This is a genomic window from Rothia halotolerans (genome assembly GCF_004136635.1).
GTDB lineage: Bacteria > Actinomycetota > Actinomycetes > Actinomycetales > Micrococcaceae > Rothia > Rothia halotolerans.
Map to the genome: position 1 here is coordinate 413536 of NZ_NOIU01000002.1, position 22021 is coordinate 435556.

General features: G+C 72.5%; 20 protein-coding genes and 1 tRNA gene. All 21 read left to right on the top strand.

All coding sequences use genetic code 11. From position 1 onward, the window contains the following. The first annotated feature begins 3 nt into the window (after window positions 1-3). The 21 genes from EWV39_RS06845 to EWV39_RS06945 all read left to right on the top strand — a co-directional run bounded on the left by EWV39_RS06845 (window position 4) and on the right by EWV39_RS06945 (window position 21945). On the top strand, window positions 4-1338 hold the full coding sequence (locus EWV39_RS06845) for a 3-oxoacyl-ACP reductase (RefSeq protein WP_129658064.1): 1335 nt from the start codon (window positions 4-6) through the stop codon (window positions 1336-1338). Continuing rightward, window positions 1338-2273, top strand: a complete 936-nt coding sequence (locus tag EWV39_RS06850) for a MaoC/PaaZ C-terminal domain-containing protein (protein WP_238148253.1) — start codon at window positions 1338-1340, stop codon at window positions 2271-2273. The genes EWV39_RS06845 and EWV39_RS06850 overlap by 1 nt, the downstream gene beginning before the upstream one ends. A 105-nt stretch (window positions 2274-2378) precedes the next feature. After that, window positions 2379-2464, top strand: a tRNA-Leu gene (locus EWV39_RS06855). 336 nt (window positions 2465-2800) lie between these two features. Next, window positions 2801-3766 carry an L-lactate dehydrogenase gene (locus EWV39_RS06860; RefSeq protein WP_129658068.1) on the top strand — a complete coding sequence of 322 codons (966 nt, stop codon included), beginning with the start codon at window positions 2801-2803 and terminating at the stop codon, window positions 3764-3766. Between the two features lie 97 nt (window positions 3767-3863). After that, complete coding sequence (locus EWV39_RS06865; protein WP_129658070.1) at window positions 3864-4163, top strand: hypothetical protein; 300 nt, start codon at window positions 3864-3866, stop codon at window positions 4161-4163. Between the two features lie 76 nt (window positions 4164-4239). Then, window positions 4240-5070: an undecaprenyl-diphosphate phosphatase gene (locus EWV39_RS06870; RefSeq protein WP_129658072.1), complete on the top strand. Its 831-nt coding sequence runs from the start codon at window positions 4240-4242 to the stop codon at window positions 5068-5070. 32 nt (window positions 5071-5102) lie between these two features. Further along, window positions 5103-6410, top strand: a complete 1308-nt coding sequence (gene mshC / locus EWV39_RS06875; RefSeq protein ID WP_129658074.1) for a cysteine--1-D-myo-inosityl 2-amino-2-deoxy-alpha-D-glucopyranoside ligase — start codon at window positions 5103-5105, stop codon at window positions 6408-6410. A gap of 9 nt (window positions 6411-6419) precedes the next feature. After that, the gene (locus EWV39_RS06880; protein WP_129658076.1) at window positions 6420-7520 is read left to right on the top strand and encodes a site-2 protease family protein; all 1101 of its coding nucleotides are present in this window, start codon (window positions 6420-6422) and stop codon (window positions 7518-7520) included. A gap of 110 nt (window positions 7521-7630) precedes the next feature. Then, a complete protein-coding gene (locus EWV39_RS06885) occupies window positions 7631-8662 on the top strand; it encodes a tRNA (adenine-N1)-methyltransferase (protein WP_129658078.1) in 1032 nt (343 codons plus the stop codon). A 37-nt stretch (window positions 8663-8699) separates the two neighbouring features. Further along, a complete protein-coding gene (arc, locus tag EWV39_RS06890; RefSeq protein WP_129658080.1) occupies window positions 8700-10436 on the top strand; it encodes a proteasome ATPase in 1737 nt (578 codons plus the stop codon). Next, a complete protein-coding gene (gene dop, locus EWV39_RS06895) occupies window positions 10433-12025 on the top strand; it encodes a depupylase/deamidase Dop (RefSeq protein ID WP_129658082.1) in 1593 nt (530 codons plus the stop codon). The genes arc and dop overlap by 4 nt, the downstream gene beginning before the upstream one ends. An 81-nt stretch (window positions 12026-12106) precedes the next feature. Next, window positions 12107-12307 carry a ubiquitin-like protein Pup gene (locus tag EWV39_RS06900; RefSeq protein ID WP_129658084.1) on the top strand — a complete coding sequence of 67 codons (201 nt, stop codon included), beginning with the start codon at window positions 12107-12109 and terminating at the stop codon, window positions 12305-12307. A 5-nt stretch (window positions 12308-12312) separates the two neighbouring features. After that, the gene (pafA, locus tag EWV39_RS06905; protein WP_129658086.1) at window positions 12313-13743 is read left to right on the top strand and encodes a Pup--protein ligase; all 1431 of its coding nucleotides are present in this window, start codon (window positions 12313-12315) and stop codon (window positions 13741-13743) included. Between the two features lie 142 nt (window positions 13744-13885). Then, on the top strand, window positions 13886-14911 hold the full coding sequence (locus tag EWV39_RS06910) for an FKBP-type peptidyl-prolyl cis-trans isomerase (RefSeq protein ID WP_165313190.1): 1026 nt from the start codon (window positions 13886-13888) through the stop codon (window positions 14909-14911). A gap of 25 nt (window positions 14912-14936) precedes the next feature. After that, entirely contained in the window at window positions 14937-15332 is a 396-nt protein-coding gene (locus tag EWV39_RS06915) for an FKBP-type peptidyl-prolyl cis-trans isomerase (protein WP_129658090.1), read from the top strand. A gap of 51 nt (window positions 15333-15383) precedes the next feature. Then, window positions 15384-17456, top strand: coding sequence for a helix-turn-helix transcriptional regulator (locus tag EWV39_RS06920; RefSeq protein ID WP_129658092.1), 2073 nt, complete (start codon window positions 15384-15386; stop codon window positions 17454-17456). After that, window positions 17456-17671, top strand: a complete 216-nt coding sequence (locus EWV39_RS06925; RefSeq protein ID WP_129658094.1) for a hypothetical protein — start codon at window positions 17456-17458, stop codon at window positions 17669-17671. Before EWV39_RS06920 ends, EWV39_RS06925 begins: the two co-directional genes overlap by 1 nt. 232 nt (window positions 17672-17903) lie before the next feature. After that, window positions 17904-19337: an MmgE/PrpD family protein gene (locus EWV39_RS06930; protein ID WP_129658096.1), complete on the top strand. Its 1434-nt coding sequence runs from the start codon at window positions 17904-17906 to the stop codon at window positions 19335-19337. A 26-nt stretch (window positions 19338-19363) separates the two neighbouring features. After that, a complete protein-coding gene (locus EWV39_RS06935; protein WP_129658098.1) occupies window positions 19364-20197 on the top strand; it encodes a phosphosulfolactate synthase in 834 nt (277 codons plus the stop codon). A 5-nt stretch (window positions 20198-20202) separates the two neighbouring features. Continuing rightward, entirely contained in the window at window positions 20203-21045 is an 843-nt protein-coding gene (locus EWV39_RS06940) for an L-threonylcarbamoyladenylate synthase (protein WP_129659145.1), read from the top strand. 234 nt (window positions 21046-21279) lie between these two features. After that, the gene (locus EWV39_RS06945; protein ID WP_129658100.1) at window positions 21280-21945 is read left to right on the top strand and encodes a GntR family transcriptional regulator; all 666 of its coding nucleotides are present in this window, start codon (window positions 21280-21282) and stop codon (window positions 21943-21945) included. The last annotated feature ends 76 nt before the right edge of the window (window positions 21946-22021 follow it).

Consider the following 22021-nt stretch of genomic DNA (forward strand, 5'->3'; position numbering starts at 1 on the left):
CCCATGACCGATTCCTACTCCCGCCTGATCAACACGCCCCTGGGCAAGCGCGCCGCCAAGGCGCTCGGACTGCCCCACCCCGTCCCGCTGCGCCGGTACGAGCCCGGCGTCGAGGACCTGCCCGGCCGCGAGGTGCTCGTGCTCGGCGGGGAGGGCGCCGACCCCCTGGCCGCACGGCTGCTGAGCCAGGGGCGCTCGGTCCACCGCCATCCCGAGCCGCGCACCGCCTACGCCGCCGTGATCGCCGACTTCTCGGCGGCCGCGGAGCCCGGCGACCTCCAGGAGACCGCCCTGGCCCTCGGCCACGCCCTCAAGGGGATGGCGGCGCACGGGAGGATTGTCGTGCTGGGCCGGCCGGCCTCGCCGCAGGACGCGCCGGGGACGGCGGCGGCGCGGGCCGGCGTCGTCGGGCTCATGCGCTCGGTGGCCCACGAGGTGCGCCGGGGCGCGACCTGCAACGCGCTGCTGCTGGAGGACGGCGTCGAGCCGGGGTCCGACGACGCCGCCGCCCCGCTGCGCTTCCTCCTCTCCACCCGCTCGGCCTACGTCAACGGCCAGCCGCTCACCGTCCGGCCGGGCGGCGCCGCGACGGATCCGGACCGCCCGCTGGCGGGCAAGACCGCCGTGGTGACCGGCGCCGCGCGGGGGATCGGCGCGGCGATCGTCCGGCGCCTGAGCGCCGACGGCGCGCGGGTGCTGCTCGTGGACGTCCCCGCCGCCGGGGAGGCCCTGACGAACGTGGCCAACGAGGTCGGCGGGGTGGCCCTGCAGCTGGACATCACCGCCGAGGACGCCGGGCGCCGGATCGCCGAGGCCGCCTCCGCCCGCCTCGGCCCCATCGACGTCCTCGTCCACAACGCCGGCATCACCCGGGACAAGCTGCTGGCCAACATGGACGAAGCCCGGTGGGCCTCCGTCATCGCCGTCAACGTCTCCTCGCAGCTGGCCATGAACCGCCAGCTGCTGGACTCGGGCGCCCTGGGCCCGGCCCCGCGCTTCGTCTCGCTGGCCTCCACCAGCGGCATCGCGGGGAACCGGGGGCAGAGCAACTACGCGGCGTCGAAGGCGGGGATCATCGGGATGGTCGCCGCCGAGGCGGAACGCTTCGCGCGGGCCGGGGGGACCGTCAACGCCGTCGCCCCGGGCTTCATCGAGACCGAGATGACCCGGGCCATGCCGGCCGTGACCCGGGAGGTCGCCCGGCGCCTGAACTCCCTGCAGCAGGGCGGGGTCCCCGACGACGTCGCCCAGGCCGTCGGCTTCCTGGCCTCCGACGCCGCCGCCGGGATCAGCGGCCAGACGCTGCGGGTCTGCGGCCAGTCGATGGTGGGTGCGTGATGGGACTCGGAGAGCGCATGCGGCAGCACCGGGGCGAGTCCGGCCCGGCGGGGACGCTGGCGAGGGTCGCGCGGCAGGAGGCGCGCCGCAGGGTGAGGGGGCTGGGCGGATCCTCGGGGTCGGCGCAGCTGCCGGAGCCCTCGCGGATCCGTCCCGTGCAGGGCGGCGCGCGGGTGGACGCCCGGCGGCACGCCGCCTTCGTCGCGGCGGTGGCGGGGGAGGCGACCCCGCACGCCCACGGCGGCTTCCTGCACGCCCTGACGTTCCCGGTCAGCATGCGGCTGATGACGTCGGGGAGGTTCCCCCTCGGCGTCCTCGGGCTCGTGCACCTGAGGAACTCGGTGCGGCACCTGCGTCCGGTGGAGATCGGCTCCTCGGTGCGGATCCGCTCCAGCGTCGTCGAGTTCGGCAGCCACCGGCGGGGGACCACCGTGACGATCCTGGCCGAGGTGTGGGACGACGCCGGGAAGCTGGCCTTCCGGGACGAGTCGCTGTACCTGGCGCTGGGGAAGTCCGGCGGTGGAGGAGGCGACCGCGGTGAGCGGCCCGATCCCCGGGACGGGGCGCGGCGCATCGCGCGGTGGCGCCTGCCGGCCTCGACCGGCAGGGCCTACGCCGCGGTCAGCGGGGACATCAACCCCATCCACCTGAGCACCCCGAGCGCCAAGGCGCTGGGGATGAAGGGGATGATCGCGCACGGGATGTACGCGGCATCCCGTGCGCTGGGCGTCGCGGCCGGGGACGCCTCCGCGCCGGGCACGTGGTCGGTGGAGTTCGGCGCGCCCATCCGCCTGCCCGCCGAGGTCTCGATCTGGCGCGTGCTCGGGGCGGAGGTGGCAATGAGCCTGCGCGGTGTGAGCCGCTCGGGCAGGCAGCACTTCGCCTTCGAGCACATGCCCGACGTCGGCGGGGACGGCGAGCCCGAACCCGGGTGAGGAGCGTCACCAGGGGCGCCGCGGCCCCCGGTTTGCGCGAAACCCTCGGGTGCAGTAAGTTATTACTCGTTGCCCGGGAGTTGAAGCTCCTGGAGACGCTCACCTGCGCGGGTGGCGGAATAGGCAGACGCGCTAGCTTGAGGTGCTAGTCCTCGTATTAGAGGGTGGGGGTTCAAGTCCCCCCTCGCGCACGATGAAGAGACGGCCCCGGCCGGGATGTGAATCCCGGCCGGGGCCGTTTCGCATGCCCGGGGCTTTCCTCCCTCCGCTTCGACTCCGTGCCTGCCCCCCGTTTTCCAGTACGCGCACTGCATGAAGCTCCCCGGGTCGCCTGGGCCTCGGAACCGGAGCGTCCGTGCCGAGGTCGGACCACCGCCGAGAGCCCCCGTGGCGACCAAGCGGGGATCCCCTCGTCACATTCCCGAATAAAACCACATAAACCCACACAAAACATCACCTTCGTGAGATACTGGAACCATCGATCGGCCCCGACAGCGTGGCCGGCACCGATGAGAGGGGTTTTCTCCATGTCCACAGCAGCAGATCGCCCATCGACCAAGCTCGGCATCGTCGGAGCGGGGGGAGTGGGCAGCGCCATGGCCTACGCCGCCATGATCCGCGGATCGGCCCGCGAGGTGGTGCTCTACGACATCGCCGCGGAGCGCGCCGAGGCGGAGGCGCTGGACATCGCCCACGGCTCCATGTTCGCCCCCGGCACCCGGGTCACCGGCGGCGGCGACCCGGAGCTTCTGCGCGACGCCGACATGATCATCATCACCGCCGGGGCCAAACAGCAGCCCGGCCAGCCGCGGCTCGAGCTCGCCGACGCGAACGTCAGGATCCTCGAGGCCATGCTGCCCAGCCTGCTGGAGCAGGCCCCCGACGCCGTGTACATGCTCGTCACCAACCCCTGCGACGTCCTGACCGTCGTCGCCCAGAGGATCTCCGGCCTGCCCCCGCAGCGCATCCTCTCCTCGGGGACCGTGCTGGACAGCTCCCGGCTGCGGTGGCTGATCTCCAAGGAGGCCGACGTCGCCCCCTCGAGCGTGCACGCCATGATCGTGGGCGAGCACGGCGACTCCGAGTTCCCCCTGTGGTCCCAGGCCAACATCGGCCAGGTGCCGGTGGACCGCTGGAAGGCGGCCGACGGCTCCCGGCTGTTCACCGAGGACCGGAAGGCCCAGCTCGCCGAGCGGGCCATGCGCGCGGCCTACCAGGTGATCCAGGGCAAGGGCTCCACCAACTACGCCATCGGACTCTCGGGCGCCCGCATCGCGGAGGCCGTCCTGCACGGCCAGGACGCCGTGCTCCCGGTCTCGACCGTCCTGGAGGGGTACCACGGCGTCTCCAGGATCGCGCTGTCGGTGCCCTCGGTGGTGGGCTTCGGCGGGATCCGCACGGTCCTCGAGGTGCCGATGAGCGAGCGCGAGGAGCAGCTCCTGCACACCTCGGCCGAGGCGCTGGAGGCCGCGCTGCGGACCCTCGGCCACTGACGCCGTCCGCGGCGGCCGCGCCGGGCGATCCGGGCTCTCCCGGCACGCCCGGCGCGGCCTATTCCCACCCCTTCGAAAGTTGGATAGCTTTAACACCATGACTACCGATCCGCGCGTGGCCCTGAACATGCTGGTCCAGACCCTCGAAGAGCACCTCAACGCGGTGGCCTCCAAGAGAGGCGAGGAGGACAGCTCCGTGGAGGCCGCCTACTACGGCATCGCGGACGCGTTCGAGGCGTACGAGGACGCCCTCTACGCCGCCTACGACGAGGTCACGCCCCTCGAGGTCTTCGTCGAGGACGACGACGCCGAGGAGGACCTGCTCGAGGACGAGGACCTGGAGGACGTCCTGGGCGAGGACTCGGACGAGGGCGTCGAGGAGCCGGGCTCCCGGTGACCCGCTGAGCTGTTAGCTCACGCACACGCTCACCCTCCTGCACCGGCCCGGTCCGGGGGTTATGTAGAGTCTTCGTGTGGCATGGTTTCAAGCATTCATCCTCGGCCTGGTGCAGGGCCTGACGGAGTTCCTCCCCATCTCCTCCTCGGGGCACATCAGCATCGTGGGGCAGCTGCTCCCGAACACCAGTGACCCCGGCGCGGCGTTCACGGCGATCACGCAGCTCGGCACGGAGACGGCGGTCCTGCTGTTCTTCTGGCGGGACATCGTCAGGATCATCGCCCGGTGGTTCGGCTCCCTGAGGGGAACGGTCGACAAGAGGGACCCCGACGCCCGGATGGGCTGGTTCATCATCCTGGGCTCCATCCCCATCGGGATCCTGGGCCTGCTGCTGCAGGACTACATCGACGCCGAGTTCCGCAGCCTGTGGATCACCGCGACGATGCTGGTCGTCTTCGGCGTCTTCCTCGGCATCGCCGACCGCATCGGCCGCGAGCAGCTGGAGCTGAAGGACCTGACCCTCAAGCACGGCATCCTCTACGGCTTCGCCCAGGCGCTGGCCCTGATCCCGGGCGTCTCCCGCTCCGGCGGCACGATCACCGCCGGCCTGCTCATGGGGTACTCCCGCCAGGCGGCGGCGCGGTACTCCTTCCTGCTGGCCATCCCCGCCGTCTTCCTGTCCGGGCTGTACAAGCTCGCGACCTCCATCTCCGGCGGCTTCGACGAGTACTACTCGGTGGGTCCCACCATCCTCGCGACGATCATCGCCTTCGTGGTGGGCTACCTGATGATCGGGTGGTTCCTGAAGTTCGTCTCGACCCACAGCTACGGCCTGTTCGTCTGGTACCGCATCGGCCTGGGCGCCCTCGTGTTCGTCCTGCTCGGCACCGGCGTGCTGGTCCCGTAGCCCCCCATCCCCGTCCTTCCCGAAAGGCCCTCATGCGCACCTGGTCCTCACCGGCCCTGGAGCGGCTCGGCTCCACGGCAGCCGTCCCGTCCATCTTCGACACCCGCCTGGGCGGGATCGCCCAGCTCCCCGACGCCGAGGACTCGGCCGGCCTGTACGTCTGCGGCATCACCCCCTACGACGCCACCCACATGGGCCACGCCGCCACCTACATCACCTTCGACCTGCTCGTGCGGGCCTGGCTCGACGCGGGCAAGAGCGTGACCTACGTGCAGAACGTGACCGACGTCGACGACCCGCTGCTCGAGCGGGCCCGGGACACCGACGTCGACTGGCGGGACCTGGCCCAGGACCAGACCGACCTGTTCCGGGCGGACATGGAGGCGCTGTCGATCGTCCCGCCGGACCACTACGTCCCCGCCACCGAGGCCATCGACTGGCTGGTGCCCTGGGTCGAGCAGATGATCGAGGAGGGCTTCGCCTACCGGGTCCCCGCCGGCACCGGGCCCGACGGCGTCGAGCACCCTGAGGGGGACGTCTACTTCGACGTCCGCGGCGCCGCGGACACCCGCAACGAGCCCGCCCGCTGGTTCCTCGGCTACGTCTCCACCTACTCCGAGGAGCACATGGCCGAGCTGTTCCCCGAACGGGGCGGGGACCCGCAGCGTCCCGGCAAGCGGGATCCCTTCGACCCGCTGCTCTGGCGGGCGCGCCGCGACGGCGAGCCCCACTGGGACGGCGGATCGCTGGGTCAGGGCCGCCCCGGCTGGCACATCGAGTGCACCGTGATCGCCCAGCGCTTCCTCGGCATGCCCTACACCGTCCAGGGCGGCGGCTCCGACCTGCGGTTCCCGCACCACGAGATGGGCGCGGGCCACGCCTTCGCCATGACGGGCGAGCGGATGGCCGAGCACTACGTCCACACCGGCATGGTGGGGCTCGACGGCGAGAAGATGAGCAAGTCCCGCGGCAACCTCGTGCTCATCTCCGCCCTGCGCGCCCAGGGCCGGGACCCCCGGGCCATCCGCCTGGCGGTGCTGGCCAACCACTACCGCTCGGACTGGTTCTGGACGGACGAGCTGCTGACCGCCGCCGAGCACCGCCTCGAGCGGTGGCAGCGCGCCGTCGCCGCGGTCGCCGAGGAGCCCTCCGCCGCGCTGGACGCCAGCGACCGCCTCGTCGAGGAGGTCAGGCAGGCCCTGGGCCGCGACCTCGACTCCCCGCGGGCGCTGGAGGCCGTCGACGCGTGGGCCGAGCGCGCCCTCGCCGAGCCCTCCGCCGCGGGAAGCGCGGCCGACGTCGTCGCCCTGATCTCCCTCCGGCTGGGGATCGGGCTCTAGGAGGCCGTGATGTCGAGGCGAGGGCTCTACTGCGGCAGGATCGCCGGCGTCCCCATCTACCTGGCGCGCTCGTGGTTCCTGCTGACGGTGCTGATCGTGGTGCTCTACGGCGGCTTCCTCTCCCGGCGCTTCGAGGCGTTGGCGGTCAACGGCTACGTCGTCGCGCTGATCTTCGCGCTGTTCATGGCCGCCTCGGTCTTCGTCCACGAGCTGTGCCACGCCCTCACGGCCCGCGCCTTCGGGTGGCGGGTGATGAGCATCGACCTCACCCTGTGGGGCGGCCACACCAGCTTCACCCCCGGCCGCGACGCCCCCGGGCGCTCAGCGCTGGTCTCGGTGGCCGGCCCCGCGGCGAACCTCGTGATCGCGGCGGCCGGCTGGGCGCTGACCGGCACCGCCGAGGCCGGCTCGCTCGGCTCCGTGCTGCTGTACCTGGTGACGATCACCAACGGCCTGGTCGGCGTCTTCAACCTCCTGCCCGGCATCCCGCTGGACGGCGGGCACGCGGTGGCGGCGCTGGTGTGGAAGCTCACGGGATCGCGCGACGCCGGCCAGCGCACCGCCGCCTGGCTCGGCATCGCCCTCTCCCTGGCGCTGGTCGTGTGGCTGGCGGTCTCGGGGCTGTGGGCCTCGCCGCTGCTGCTGGTGGTGACCCTGCTGGTGGCCTTCTTCCTGGTCTCCGGGGCGCTGCAGACGCTGCGCGGCATCTCCTTCCGCCGCGCCGTCGGCGGCCTGAGCGTGGGAGCGCTGGCCCGTCCCGCCGTGCCGGTCCGCACCGGGCAGCGGCTCGCCGAGCTGCCCCCGCTCGACGACGCCCGCGGCGTCTACCTCGTGACCGACGAGCGCGGCCGCGGGGTCGGCGTGGTGGACCGCGCCGCGCTGGCCGCCGCGAGCCTGGCCGGCGACGACGACGCCCCGGCGGAGTCCCTCATGGTCCAGGTGACCTGGGACCGCCCGCTCCCGGCGAACCTGGGCGGCGACGCCCTCGCAGCCCGCATCGCGCAGCTGCCGGGCCGCATCTGGCCCGTCCTCGGACCAGCCCGCTCGCCCGCCCTGCTCTTCGAGGCCGACGTCATCGAGGCGATCCGCAGGCGCCAGGCCGGCGACTGAGCGCCCCGGTACGCGCCGACCCGCCTCCCCGCCCATGCGACAATGGACGCGGCCCCGGCCCGCCCGGACCGCCCCCGTACACCCCGCGCACACCCTCCAGGAGTACACACATGTCCCCAGAATCCTCCGCGACCCCCGAGCAGCACGCCACGGGCGCTCAGAATCGCCGAGGGCCGTTCCGCGCAGGGGAACGGGTCCAGCTCACCGACGAGCGCCGCCGGATGAACACCATCACGCTGGCCCAGGACGGCGAGTTCCACACCCACCGCGGCGTCCTGCTGCACAACGACCTCATCGGCCGGCCCGAGGGCACGGTCATCTCCAACTCGGTCGGCTACCAGTACCAGGCCCTGCGCCCGCTGCTGAAGGACTTCGTCCTCTCGATGCCCCGCGGCGCGGCGGTCGTCTACCCCAAGGACGCCGGGCAGATCATCACGATGGCCGACGTCTTCCCCGGCGCGCGGGTCATCGAGGCCGGCGTCGGCTCCGGGGCCCTGAGCATCTCGCTGCTGCGGGCCATCGGGGACACCGGACACCTGCGCTCCTTCGAGCGGCGCGAGGAGTTCGCCCAGATCGCCCAGGGCAACGTGGAGACCATGTTCGGCGGGCCCCACCCGGCCTGGGAGCTGACCCTCGGGGACCTCGCGGAGCAGCTCGGCGAGTACGAGCGGCCCGGCACGGTGGACCGCGCGGTGCTGGACATGCTCGCGCCGTGGGAGTGCGTGGAGGCGGTCGGCACCGCGCTGGTGCCGGGCGGCGTCGTCATGTGCTACGTCGCGACCGTGACGCAGCTCTCCCGGACGGCGGAGGCCCTGCGGGCCGACGGCCGCTTCACCGAGCCCGAGTCCTTCGAGACCATGGTCCGCGGCTGGCACGTCGAGGGCCTCGCCGTGCGCCCCGACCACCGCATGGTCGCCCACACCGGCTTCCTGATCTCCGCGCGCCGCCTCGCCGACGGCGCCGAGCGGCTGGCGCCCAAGCGGCGCGCCTCCAAGACCGACTTCTCGGAGGAGGACATGAACGCCTGGACCCCCAACGCGCTGGGGGAGCGCAACGTCTCGGATCGCAAGCTCCGCCGCGCGGCCCGGGACGCCCAGTCCCAGGCGGACCGCGCGGCGCGGCAGGGTCAGGATACGGAATAGGTTGGTCGAGCGGCGCCGCGAGTGCCAAGCTGGAGGCATGGCAGAGTCCCAGACACCCATCGACCCTCGTGAGCACCAGACCGCGCTGCGGCAGCTGAGCCTGATGCGCGATCAGCGCTCGAACCTCGACAAGCAGCTCAAGGTCGCCGCCCAGCGCAACGACAAGCTGGTCCAGGCGCTCGAGACGGCCCGCGGGGACATCCTGCGCCTCAAGCAGGCCATCTCCCAGGACCTCGAGGCCCCGATGAACCAGGCGCAGGTCCTGCGGGTGAACCGGCCGGTGCGCTCGGGGGCCTCGCTGACCGGGGACGCCCGTGCGGTCGCGGAGACCCAGGCGAGCCTCGACGTCGCGATGGGCGGGCGCACCGTCCGCGTGCCGGTCAGCCCCGTGCTGGACATCGACGACGTCCGCGTCGGGATGACGGTGCTGCTGACCGAGACCATGGGCGCCTGCGCCGCGATCGGCTACCGTCCCACCGGCGAGATCGCCACCGTGCGCGAGTTCCTGGACGAGGACCGCCTGGTCCTGGGCACCGGCTCCAACACCCAGACCGTGGCGCTGCGCTCGGGCCGGCTCGAGGGCTCCGCCCTGCGGGTCGGCGACGCGGTGTCCTTCGACTCCGTCAGCGGCGTGGCGCTCGACGTCGTGCCCAAGACCGAGGCGGAGGAGCTGGTCCTCGAGGAGATCCCCACGACCTCCTACGCCGACGTCGGCGGCCTGGGGACGCAGATCGAGCAGATCCGCGACGCCGTCGAGCTGCCCTTCCTCCACCCCGAGCTGTACCGCGAGCACGAGCTCTCGGCCCCCAAAGGCATCCTGCTGTACGGCCCTCCCGGCAACGGCAAGACGCTGATCGCCAAGGCCGTGGCCAAGTCGCTGGCCGACCGCGTCGAGGAGACCGCCGGGGCCTCGCGGAACCTGCGCGGCTACTTCCTGAACATCAAGGGCCCGGAGCTGCTGGACAAGTTCGTCGGCGAGACCGAGCGGCAGATCCGCGCCATCTTCTCCCGCGCCCGGGAGAAGGCCAGCGCGGGCAACCCCGTGGTCATCTTCTTCGACGAGATGGAGTCCCTGTTCCGCACCCGCGGCGCCGGGAAGTCCTCCGACGTCGAGACCACCATCGTCCCGCAGCTGCTCGCCGAGATCGACGGCGTCGAGTCGCTGAACAACGTGATCGTCATCGGCGCGACCAACCGCGAGGACATGATCGACCCGGCCGTGCTTCGCCCCGGCCGCCTCGACGTCAAGGTCCGCATCGACCGCCCCGACCGTGCCGGGACCGCCCAGATCTTCGGCCTCTACGTGCGCGAGGACCTCCCGCTGGACGCCGGGGTCCTGGCGGAGCACGACGGCGACCGGGCGGCCGCCGTGCGCGCCATGATCGAGGCGGTGGTCGAGGAGATCTTCCGCCGCGACGACGAGCGCCGCTACCTGGACGCGGTGCTGGCCGACGGCCGCCGCATCCCCACCTACTGGAACGACTTCCTCTCCGGCGCGCTGATCCGCAACATCGTCGACCGCGCCAAGAAGCTCGCCATCAAGACCTACCTCCAGGAGGGCGTCAAGGGAATCTCCGGGGAGCACCTGGTGCGCAGCGCCCGGGACGAGTTCGACCAGCAGCGCGACGCCGCCTCCCGCGCCGACGTCGAGGACTGGCTGAAGTACCTCGGCTTCTCCGTCGCCCTGTCCTCGCTTGAGCGCCCGCTGACGGGGGAGGACGGCCCCGAGGGACTGTCCCTGGACCCGCGCGCGAAGGACGGGGCGGGCTCGTGATCTTCGACCGCATCATCGGCTCGGAGACCGAGTTCGGGGTCACCTGCCCGGCGCGCCCGGGCGCCAACGACACGGTGCTCTCCACCCTGGTGGTGGACAGCTTCGCCGCGGTCGACGGCGGGCGGTCCGGCTGGGACTACGAGGCGGAGACGCCGCTGCGCGACGCCCGCGGCTTCGAGATGTCCGAACAGGAGGCCCACCCGAGCCAGATGACCCACCGCGGCCACGTGCTGACCAGCGAGGACATCGCCCGCGAGCTCATCGAGGAGACGCCGGACACCGTGAACCCGGCGTTCTGGGAGAGCGCCGTGATGAACCGCGTGCTGCCCAACGGCGCGCGCCTGTACGTGGACCACGCGCACCCGGAGTACTCCGCCCCGGAGGCGACCAACCCGTGGGACGCCGCCGCCTGGGACCTCGCCGGCGACCGGATCGCCGCGGCCGCCGCGGCGGCGATCCCGCGCCGCTACGCCTCCACCTGGCCGGACCCGGTGCTGCTGTACAAGAACAACACCGACAACAAGTCCGTCTCCTACGGCTCGCACGAGAACTACCTCGTGCCCCGCTCGCTGGACTTCCAGCGGCTCGCCGCCGGGCTGCTGCCGTTCCTGGCCACCCGGCAGGTCGTCACGGGGGCCGGCCGGGCCGGGATCGGCGCGAGCGAGGTCCGCCCCGGCTTCCAGATCAGCCAGCGGGCGGACTTCTTCGAGCGCCTGATCGGCCTGGAGACCACCGTGCGGCGGCCGATCGTCAACACCCGCGACGAGCCCCACGCCGACGCGGAGAGGCACCGCCGCCTGCACGTCATCACCGGCGACTCGAACCTCGCCCACACCTCCGCGGTGCTCAAGTACGCCATGGCCGCGGCGGTGCTGACCCTGATCGAGCACGACGCCGCCCCCCGCCTGGACCTCGCCGACCCGGTCGCCGCGATGCGGGCCACCAGCCACGACCCGACGCTGACCACGCGCCTCGAGCTCGCCGACGGGCGCCGGCTGACCGCCCTGGAGATCCAGCGCGAGTACGCCGAGGCGGCCCGGGCGTGGGCGGACCGCGACGGCGTCGAGCTGCGCCCGCGGGACCGCCGCCTGTTCGAGCTGTGGTTCGAGGTCCTGCGCGACCTCGAGGAGGACCCGCTACTGCTGGCGGACCGGCTTGACTGGGTCGCCAAGTACGCCCTGGTCAAGGGGTACGAGCAGCGCGGCGTCGGCCCCTCGGACCCCAAGATCCAGGCGCTGGATCTCCAGTACGCGGACCTGCGCCCCGAGCGGAGCCTGTATTCTAAGCTCGTGTCGCTCGGCCGGATCAGGACCCTGCTCGACGAGGAGCGCATCGACGCCGCCGTCGCCGGACCGCCGGAGGACACCCGGGCCTACCTGCGCGGCAGCATGATCGCGCGCTGGCCCGAGCAGATCCACAGCGCCGGCTGGGAGGTCCTGGCCGTCCGGGACCTCTCCACGGACCGGGTCCACCGATGGCTCATGGACGACCCGCGCCGCCTCACCCGCGCCGAGGTGGAGGAGGCCCTCGGCCGGGCCGCCACGGCGCACGAGGCCGTGCTCGCGCTGGGGCTCGAGACGGTCTCCTAGAAGACCAGCGGACGACGTCGTCCGCACCGCGAAGAGTGAACGCCCGGCGCCGTGCGCCGGCAGGAAAGGAAGGTGGAGACGATGGCCCAGTTCCGGGAGTCCCCGCAGGAGTCCGAGCGCGCGAGCGAGCGCGAGCAGGAGCAGGAGCTGATCTCCGAGGCGAAGCCCGTGGACCAGTCCCTGGTCACCGAGACCGACGACATCCTCGACGAGATCGACGGCATCCTCGAGGAGAACGCCGAGGAGTACGTGCGCGGCTTCGTCCAGAAGGGCGGCCAGTAGGCTCCATGCAGCGCAGGATCTTCGGGATCGAGACCGAGTTCGGCATCCGCTTCTCCCCCCGGGGGATGGGCCACCTCTCCCCGGAGGAGGCCGCCCGGGTGCTGTTCCGCCCCGTGGTGGCGTGGGGCAGGTCCTCGAACGTCTTCCTCGGCAACGGCGCCCGGCTCTACCTCGACGTCGGCTCCCACCCGGAGTATGCGACCGCCGAGTGCGCGAGCCTCAGCGACCTGGTGCGCCAGGATAAGGCCGGGGAGCGCCTCTTCGAGGACCTGGCGGAGCAGGCGGAGGACCACCTCGCCCTGCGCGGGACCGAGGGCCGGCTGCACCTGTTCAAGAACAATGTCGACTCGGCGGACCACTCCTTCGGCTCGCATGAGAACTACCTGCTCTCCCGCCGGGCCGAGTTCTCGCGGCTGGTGCGCTTCCTCGTGCCCTTCCTGGTGAGCCGCCAGCTCGTGGTCGGCGCCGGGCGGGTGCACCCCGCCGGCTGCCCCACCGCGGTGGCGATGAAGAAGGAGGGCGGCTCCTACTCCTTCTCGCAGCGGGCCGACTACGTGTGGGAGGCCGCCTCCTCCGCCACGACCCGCTCCCGGCCGCTCATCAACACCCGCGACGAGCCGCACGCCGACGCCTCGAAGTACCGCCGGCTGCACGTGATCGTCGGGGACTCGAACATGTCGGAGACGACGCTGCTGGCCCGCGCCGGGATGACCGACGTCGTGCTGCGGCTGATCGAGGACCGGGCGCGGCTGCCCGACCTTGAGCTGAAGAACCCCGGCCTGGCGCTGCGCACCATCTCGCACGACCCCACCGGGCGGCACGCCGTCCGGTTGACCGACGGCCGCAGCATCAGCGGGCTGGACCTGCAGCGCGAGTTCCTCGGCGCGGCCCAGACCCACCTGGAGCGGGAGGGCAGCGACCGCCCGGAGATGCCGTACGTGATGGACCTGTGGGAGCGCACCCTGGACGCCGTCGAGACCGGCGACGCCTCGGGGATCGATACGGAGATCGACTGGGCCATCAAGGCCAAGCTGCTGGGTGGCGCGATCGCCCGCCGCGGCACGGACTACTCCGACCCCAAGATCGCGCAGCTGGATCTGGCGTACCACGACATCAACCAGCAGCGCGGTCTGTTCTACCTCCTGCAGCGCAAGGGCCTGGCCAAGCGCTGGGTGAGCGAGGCGGAGGTCAGGATGGCCACGGAGGCCCCGCCCAGCACGCGGGCGGCCCTGCGCGGGCGGTTCGTCGACGCCGCGCGGCGCGCCGGGCTGGACCACACGGTGGACTGGGTGCACCTGAAGGTCAACCAGCATCCGGGCCTCACCCACCTCTGCCAGGACCCCTTCGCGGACGAGGACCCGGCGGTGGAGGAGAGCATCCGCACCATGCTCGCCTCGGTCCCGGCCGACGCGGACGGCGGCATGCCGCCGGTGTGACGGGCCTCTGCCGCGCGTCCGGCCGACGCCGGGCGGGCGGCTCCCGCCGGACGGCGTCGAGCGCCCGCCCAGGACGGTGTACTACAGTCGAAGCCGGTGCGTCTGCGAGGACGCACGGGAAGCCAACCTCAAGGACATGACAGTGCGCAAAACCCTCAAGCTCTCCGCCGCGGCCGTGGCGCTGACCCTGCTCCTCGCCGGATGCGGTGGAGGGGACCTCGACTCGATCGACTACGAGAACCAGGGGGAGGGCAAGGCGCCCTCGGTCTCCTTCGAGACCCCCCTGAAGGTCGACGAGCCGCAGACGCGCGTCCTCGAGGAGGGCGACGGCGACCAGATCGAGGAGGGGGACACCGTCGAGGTGAACGCCTCCCTGTTCAACGCCGAGGACCAGTCGAGCCTGGGCGACACCTACTCCGAGCAGCCGATCACCATCACGGTCGACGACACCCTGAAGGACCAGCTCCCCGAGATCTACGACCTGCTCATGGGCAACAAGGTCGGGGTCACCTTCGCCTACGCCCAGCCCGCCGACGACGCCGCGGCGAAGCAGAGCGGCGGCTCCCAGCAGCAGGGCGGTCAGAGCCCGGGCAACGCCGTGGAGATCTACTCGGTGGACTCCAAGATCCTCTCCGAGGCCGAGGGCACCGAGGTCACCCCGCCCGAGGACCTCCCCGACGTCTCCTTCGGCGAGGGCGACCCCCAGATCACCATCCCCGAGGGCCAGGACGAGCCGACCGACCTGGTCGCCCAGGACCTCATCGAGGGCGACGGCGAGGAGGTCGGCGCGGAGGACAGCGTCTTCGTCCACTACGCCGGCGTGCGCTGGGAGGACGGCGAGCAGTTCGACGCCCAGTGGACCGGCCAGCCGGCGAGCCTCTCGCTGTCCCAGGTCGTCCCCGGCTGGAGCGAGGGCCTGGCCGGCAAGAAGGTCGGCTCCCGCGTGCTGCTCGTGGTCCCGGCCGAGAAGGCGTACGGCACGGCCGAGGAGCTCGGCGAGAACGCGGAGCAGAAGCCCGCGGGCTCCCTGGTCTTCGTCGTCGACATCCTGGGCCGCTCGGCCCCGGCCGAGAACGCCGACGCCTCCGCCCAGCCCGACGACGGCACCATGCCGCAGGACGGCAACCACGGCTCCCCGGCCCCCGCCGAGTCCAGTTCCGACCAGTAACCGCAACACACCCCAGGAGGGTCCCATGTCCTTCGGACAGCGCAACCTCGACCGCACCAAGCCCGAGGTCGACTTCCCCGCCGACGCCGCCCCGCAGGAGCTCGTGATCCGAGACCTCGTCGAGGGCGCCGGCCGCGAGGTCGCCCCCGGCGACACCGTCTCCTGCCACTACGTGGGCGTGACCTACGACGGCGGCGAGGAGTTCGACGCCTCCTGGAACCGCGGCGAGCCGCTGAGCTTCCGCGCCGGCGTCGGCCAGGTCATCCAGGGTTGGGACCAGGGCCTGATCGGGATGCGGGTCGGCGGCCGCCGCCGCCTGGAGATCCCCTCCGAGCTGGCCTACGGCTCGCGCGGGGCCGGTGCCGTGATCGGGCCGGACCAGGCCCTGATCTTCGTGGTGGACCTCCTCGACGTCCGCTGACCGGACCCCTCCCGCCGTGCCGAGGCCCGACGCCGCGCGCGGGGGACGCTGATGCCGGCCAAGGTCCCTGAGCGCCTCCTCGCCCTGTACAGCCTGCTCGTGGCCCGCGAGCGGCCGCTCTCGCGCGCGCAGATCCGGGAGGGGATCGAGGCGTACCGCGAGCTCGGCTCCGCCGCCGCCTTCGAGCGCACCTTCGAGCGGGACAAAGCGGCCCTGCGCCAGCTGGGCCTGGAGATCCTCGTCGAGCACCGCCGCGGCGAGCCGGTGTACTCGCTGGACCGGTACGGCCTGTGGCTGCCCGAGGTGAGGTTCGACGCCGGTGAGCGACTGGTCCTGGGCATGGCCTCCCGGCTCTGGGAGGACCCCCGCTACGGCGAGGAGATGGACCGGGCGGTGTGGCGGCTGGGCCTGCCCGCCGACGCCGAGGCGCCTCGCGCCCGGATCGCGGTGCCGGGCCTGGACCCGGGCGGCAGCGGCTTCGAGGCGGTCCTCGCCGCCCTGCCGCGCGGCGAGGAGCTGAGCTTCGGCTACCGCGCCGGCGACAGCCTGACGCGGCGCCCCCGCCGCCTGCGGCCGTGGGGGCTGGGGCAGCGCTTCAACCACTGGTACGTCAGCGGCTGGGACCCGGAGCGCGGGGCTCCCCGCACGCTGCGGCTCTCCCGCATGTCCGGCATCGAGTCCCGGCCCAGCGATGCTCCCGGCCCGCCGCCGGGCTTCTCCATGTCCCGGGCGCTGGAGGATTTGACCGACTCCGGGGGCGCGCGGGTGCGGCTGCGCTGCGCGCCCGAGCTGCTGCCCGTCGTCGCCGACTGGCTGGAGGCGGGCATCGGTCTTCGGCGGGCCGACGCTGCGGCGGGTTCGCCCGGACGCGGGGACGACGACACGCAGGCGCCGCTCCGGCAGGAGGGCGACCTCCTGCTCCGCGCCGAGGTCACCGACCTGGAGGAGTGCTGCCGCTGCCTCGCGGAGGCCCCTGGCAAGGTTGTCCTGGAGTCCGAGGACCTGGATCCTGAGACCCTGCGGGCGGTGGAGCGTCGGGTCGCGGAGCTGGAGGAGACCGCCGCCCGGCTGACCCGCCTGCTGGCCGCGGGCCCGGCCACCGAGCCGGGGGAGGCCGACGCCGAGGCCCCGCGCACCCGGCGTCGCGAGTCGAACCCGCGCCGCTTCCTGAGGCTGCTGGACATCATCGCCTACCTCGGCTCCCGGCCCGGGACCACGGTGGGAGAGCTCGCCGAGCGCTTCGGCACCACCCGCCGGCAGATCGGCCGGGACATCGACGCCGTCGCCGCGGCCGGGGACTACCTCATCGGCAGCGGGGATCTCCGGGTCGAGTCCCTGGACGGCGAGCTGTACGTGCACCTGACGCAGCACCTGGACCGACCGCTGCGCCTCCCGCCGGAGCAGGTGCTCCGGCTGCTGCTGGCGATGCGGCTGCTGGCCGAGGTCGCCCCGGAGCTGGACCCGACCATCGCCGCGGTCGCCGAGAAGCTCGCCCGCGTGGCGCCGGAGGACAGCCTCGACGCCGAGCAGGTCTCGATCCGCGTCGAGTCCCGCACCAGCGACGTCGTCGACCGGCTCCGGGCCGCGATGGAGGACGGACACAGGGTCCGCATCGCCTACCGCTCCCGCGGCCGGGCCTCCGCGACCCCGCGCCGGGTGGAGCCCCGCGACCTCTACACGACCAACGGGAGCTGGCGCCTCCGCGCCCTGAGCCTGGAGCACGGCGAGGAGCGGACCTACCGGATCGAGGCGATCGAGCGGGTCGAGGAGGACGACTGCGGCGAGGACGCCGTGCCCGGCTCCGCCGGGGCGGCGCCGGCGGAGCGGACCCTGGTGTGGGTCTCCCGCAGCGCCCCCAGGATCGCGGAGCAGCTCGACGGCGCGGTCATGCGCCCGATGCGGCTCGCGGAGGCCCCGGGCCCCGGCATCGACCGGGAGGGCGACGTCGTCGACATCGAGCTGCGGGATCCCGCCGGGCTGCGCCGCTTCATGCTGCACCATGCCGGCCTCGTGGCGCCTCTGGACGAGCCGGAGTGGTGGGCCCGGGCGCAGGAGGCCTCGCCTGCGGTGAGCCGCAACGCCTTGACGGCCATCGAGGGCAAGACCGAGCAGGAGGAGAAGTGATGACGAGCAACGAACTGATCGTGACCGCCCGCACATGGGCGCACGGCTGGGAGCTGATCCTGGACGACGAGAACGCGACCCAGGTGCGCAGCCTGGCCCACGCCGAACAGCAGGTGCGCGACTACCTGGACACCATCGACCCTGACGCCGATCACGCCGAGGTGCGTATCCGCCTGGTGCCAGAGCTGGGTCAGGCGGCCGAGCAGCTGGACTAGGCCCGGCGGGCTCGCCGCGAGGCCGAGGCTGCCGAAGCCGCGGCGAGACCCTTCCGTCGGCGGCCAGGGACCCGCCCTCCCTCGAGCCGCTCCTCGGCGATCCCTTGACATCCCGATCTTCCTGACGTTCCATGGAGGTGAGGCATAAGGTTAGCCTCACCTAACCCACCGATGCTCAATCCGCATGGGCCCCGGGTTCCCGGGATGCCGCGGACCCCGAGGAGGGACGCTGATGACCACCACTCCCCAGACCAGCGCCGGCCCCGCCGCCGGCGCCGCAGATCCCGCCCGCCCCACCGAGGTCCGGCAGCTCGCCGAATTCGTCCACGCCGCCCGCTTCGAGGACCTGAGCCCCGAGGCGGTGGAACAGCTGAAGATCCGCGTGCTGGACACGCTCGGCGTCGCCGTCGGCGCCCTCGACGCGGAGCCCATGGTCGCGATCCGCGGCCTCGTCGAGGACCTCGGCGGCACCCCGCGGTCCACCCTGATCGGCGGCGGGCGCACCGCCCCGGACCGCGCGGCCTTCGTCAACGGGGCGCTCTCGCGCTACCTCGACTTCATGGACTCGTACCTCGCCAAGGGTGAGACCAACCATCCCAGCGACAACCTGGGCGCGGTGCTCGCCGCCTCCGAGTCCGTGGGCGGCACCGGCGCCGAGCTGCTCACCGCCTTCGCGGTCGCCTACCAGGTGCACACCCGGCTCTCCGACGTCGCCCCCGTGCGCGCCAGGGGCTTCGACCACACCACCCAGGGCGCCTACGCCGCCGCGGCCGCCGCCGCCAAGGCCATGCGCCTGCCGGCTCAGCAGATCGCCGACGCCGTCGCGATCGCCGGCACCGCGAACAACGCCCTGCGGGTGACCCGCACCGGGAACCTCTCCCACTGGAAGGGTCTCGCCTACCCGCAGGTCGCCAAGGAGGGCACCTTCGCGGCGCTGCTCGCCGGGCGCGGCATCACCGGCCCCGAGGAGGTCTTCGAGGGCAACAAGGGCTTCAAGGAGTCCATCGCCGGGGACTTCGCGATCGACTGGTCGGCCGAGGACCTCGAGTCCGTGCGCCGCACCATCATCAAGAGGCACAACGCGGAGATCCACTCCCAGACCGCCCTGGACGCGGCCCAGAACGTCCGCGCCCAGGACGGCTTCGCCGTGCGGGCGGTCGAGCGGGTGCGGTTGCGCACCTTCGATGTCGCCCACTCGATCATCGGCGGCGGCGAGGAGGGGGACAAACGCACCGTCCGCACCAAGGAGGAGGCGGACCACTCGCTGCCCTGGATGCTCGCCGTGGTGCTGCTGGACGGGGAGATCACCCCGGCCCAGTACCACCACGAGCGGATCGTGGACGACGACGTGCAGGACCTCATGCAGAAGGTCGAGATCGTCCCGGACCCCGTCTTCTCCGACCGCTTCCCCCAGGCCATGCCTGCGGACCTCGAGGTCGCCCTCGCCGACGGCACCGTCTTCCACGCCGCCCACGACTCCTACGAGGGGTTCCACACCGACCCCCTGAGCTGGGACGGAGCGCGCGCGAAGTTCGACGCGCTCACGGCCCCCTTCGCCCCGCCCGAGCTGCGCGAGGAGATCGCCGGCATCGTCCGCGATCTCGAGCGGCGCAGCGTCGCCGAGCTCACCGACGCCCTGGCCCGGGTGAGCACCGTCCGCTCCTGACCGACCACGACCCCTAGGAGGAAACCATGAGCAACGAGATCCCCTTCGACGTATCCTTCAACTTCGTCCCCCGCGCGAAGCGTCCGCAGAAGCCCCGCAGCTTCGGCCTCACCGAGATCCGCGCGCCCTACTACTCCACCTTCGGGACCCGGCACCTGCAGGACGTCTTCGACGTCGCCGGCCCCTGGGTGGACGGCATCAAGTGGGCCGGCGGCTCCTTCGCCCTGGTCCCGCCCGAGCAGGTGCGCAGGTTCTCCGACATCGCCCACGAGAACGACGCCTACGTCTCCTCCGGCGGCTGGCTCGAGACCGTGCTTCGCTACGGGGACGACGCCGTGGACCAGTACCTCAAGGAGGCCAAGGAGGTCGGCTTCGACGTCATCGAGATCTCCACCGGCTTCATCATGCTGTCCACCTCCGGGCTGCAGCGCTTGGTGGAGAAGGTGGTCAAGGCCGGCCTCAAGGCGAAGCCCGAGCTCGGCATCCAGATCGGCTCCGGCGGCGACTCCGGCGAGGCGGAGCTTGCGGCGGAGGGCGCCAAGGACATCGGCGACCTCGTCGACCGCGGGAAGAAGGCCCTGGATGCCGGCGCGGAGATCATCATGATCGAGTCCGAGGGCATCACCGAGAACGTGGGCACCTGGAACACCGGCGCCGCCGCCTCGATCATGAACGGCCTGGGCATCGAGAACGTCATGTTCGAGGCCGCCGACGGCCCCGTCTTCGAGTGGTACGTCAAGAACTACGGCAACGAGGTGAACCTCTTCGTGGACCACTCCCAGATCCTCCAGCTCGAGGGGTTGCGCCAGAACATCTGGGGCAACAAGTCCACCTGGGGCCGAGTCATCAACCCGGCATGAGCGGCATGGGAGAGGACCGGAACGGCGTCGCGACGGCGCCCGTCCCCGCACCTGCACCCGCGTCCGCGTCCGCGTCCGCGTCGACCGTGCCGTGGAACGGCGGCCTCCAGGAGGAGGCGCTCGAGCTGCTGCGGGCCGAGGGCGGGATCGTCGTCAGCCCCACCAAGGTCGGCTACGTCATCCTCGCGGCGGACAGGCGGGGCCTCGAGCGCAAGTTCGAGGTCAAGAACCGTCCGCGCACCAACCCGGGGGTCGTGCTGTGCGGCTCCCTCGAGGAGCTCGTCGAGCTCGCCGAGATCCACGAGGAGGCGCTCGGGCTGTACCGGGCGCACGACGCCGAGGACATCCTGCTGGGCTGCATCCTCCCGTGGCGCTCCGAGGGGCGGGCGCTCATCCCCGAGGGGGCCGAGCCGTACTTGATGGACGCGCGAGGCACCAGCTGCTTCGTGATCCGCTTCGGCGTCCCCGGCGAGGCGATCGCCCGCAGCCTGTGGGACGAGGAGCGCAGGCTGCTGTTCGCGAGCTCCGCGAACCCGTCGGGGCAGGGCAACCGGGGCGTCGTCGAGGGCATCGGCGAGCGCATCGCCGGCGGGGTCGACCTGGTCGTCGAGTCCGACGCGTACGTGCGCTCGATGCAGCCCGAGGCGGACGAGCGGACCCGGCACGAGCAGGGGGTCATGGTCTCCTTCGTCGACGAGGAGGGACGGCTGGTGCCCGAGCAGCACGGCGCCCGCCGGGTCTCCCCGGTGCCGACGCTGATCCGGGGAGGGCTCTCGGCGGACCGCATCATGCACCACCTGGCCCAGCGCTTCCCGAGCTGGGACTACCGGCACGGGCAGTACCACTGATCCCGGGCGACGAGGCGGGGCGGCGGTCCGGGGGGCCGCCGCCCCGCCTTCGCGCGGAGGCTGGGTTCCCCGGCGCGTGCCTGGCCGGGCCTCCGCGAGGCCGCGCCTGCCGCGCCGACCAGCCCGGGCCGCATCGGAGTGCCCGGAGAGGGGGCCCACTCCGCGGGTGGGCCCTAGTTGATACTGTTCTATCCAGCAGCCCCTCCGAACGACAGCACCGAAAGTGGTCCGCGCATGCCCGAGAACCGGGATAGTTCCGCCGCAGAGAACATGGTCTCGACCCTCCGCCAGGAGATCCTGGACGGCACCCTCGCGGGCGGCTCGCGGCTGGGGCAGGAGCTGCTCGCCGAGCGCTTCGGCGCCAGCCGCATGCCCGTGCGCGAGGCCCTGCGGAGGCTGGAGGCCGAGGGCCTGGTCAGCATCGTCCCCAACTCCGGCGCCTGGGTGGCCTCCCTGGACGCCGAGGAGTTCGCCATGACCTACCGCCTCCGCCAGGTGGTGGAGCCCTTCGCGGTGCAGGAGAGCGTGCCTCGCCTGACGGAGCGCGACGTCGCCGACCTGGAGGGCCTCTGCTCCCAGATCGCCGCGTCCATCGAGGAGCCGGCGGACATCGAGCGGTTCCTGGAGCTGGACCGCGCCTTCCACCGGGCGACCTACCGGGGCATCCGGCATCGCCAGCTGGACGAGATCGTGCAGCGAATCTGGAACACCACCCAGCAGTTCCGCCGGGTGCTGATGGCCAGGCTGAACCCCGACGAGCTCCGTGCCACCCAGCAGGACCACGAGCTGATCCTGGACAGCATCAAGCGGGGTGACGCGGAGGCCGCCGCCCACCTGGTCTGGGTCCACATCCACCGCACCCAGCAGACGCTGGAGCGGCTGGAGAACATCTTCGACTGAAAGCTCGCGCGGCCCCTCCGGCGGCCGGAATGCGCTCTGCCCGTCTCACGCGGTCTCCCGGCCGCCTCACGCCGCG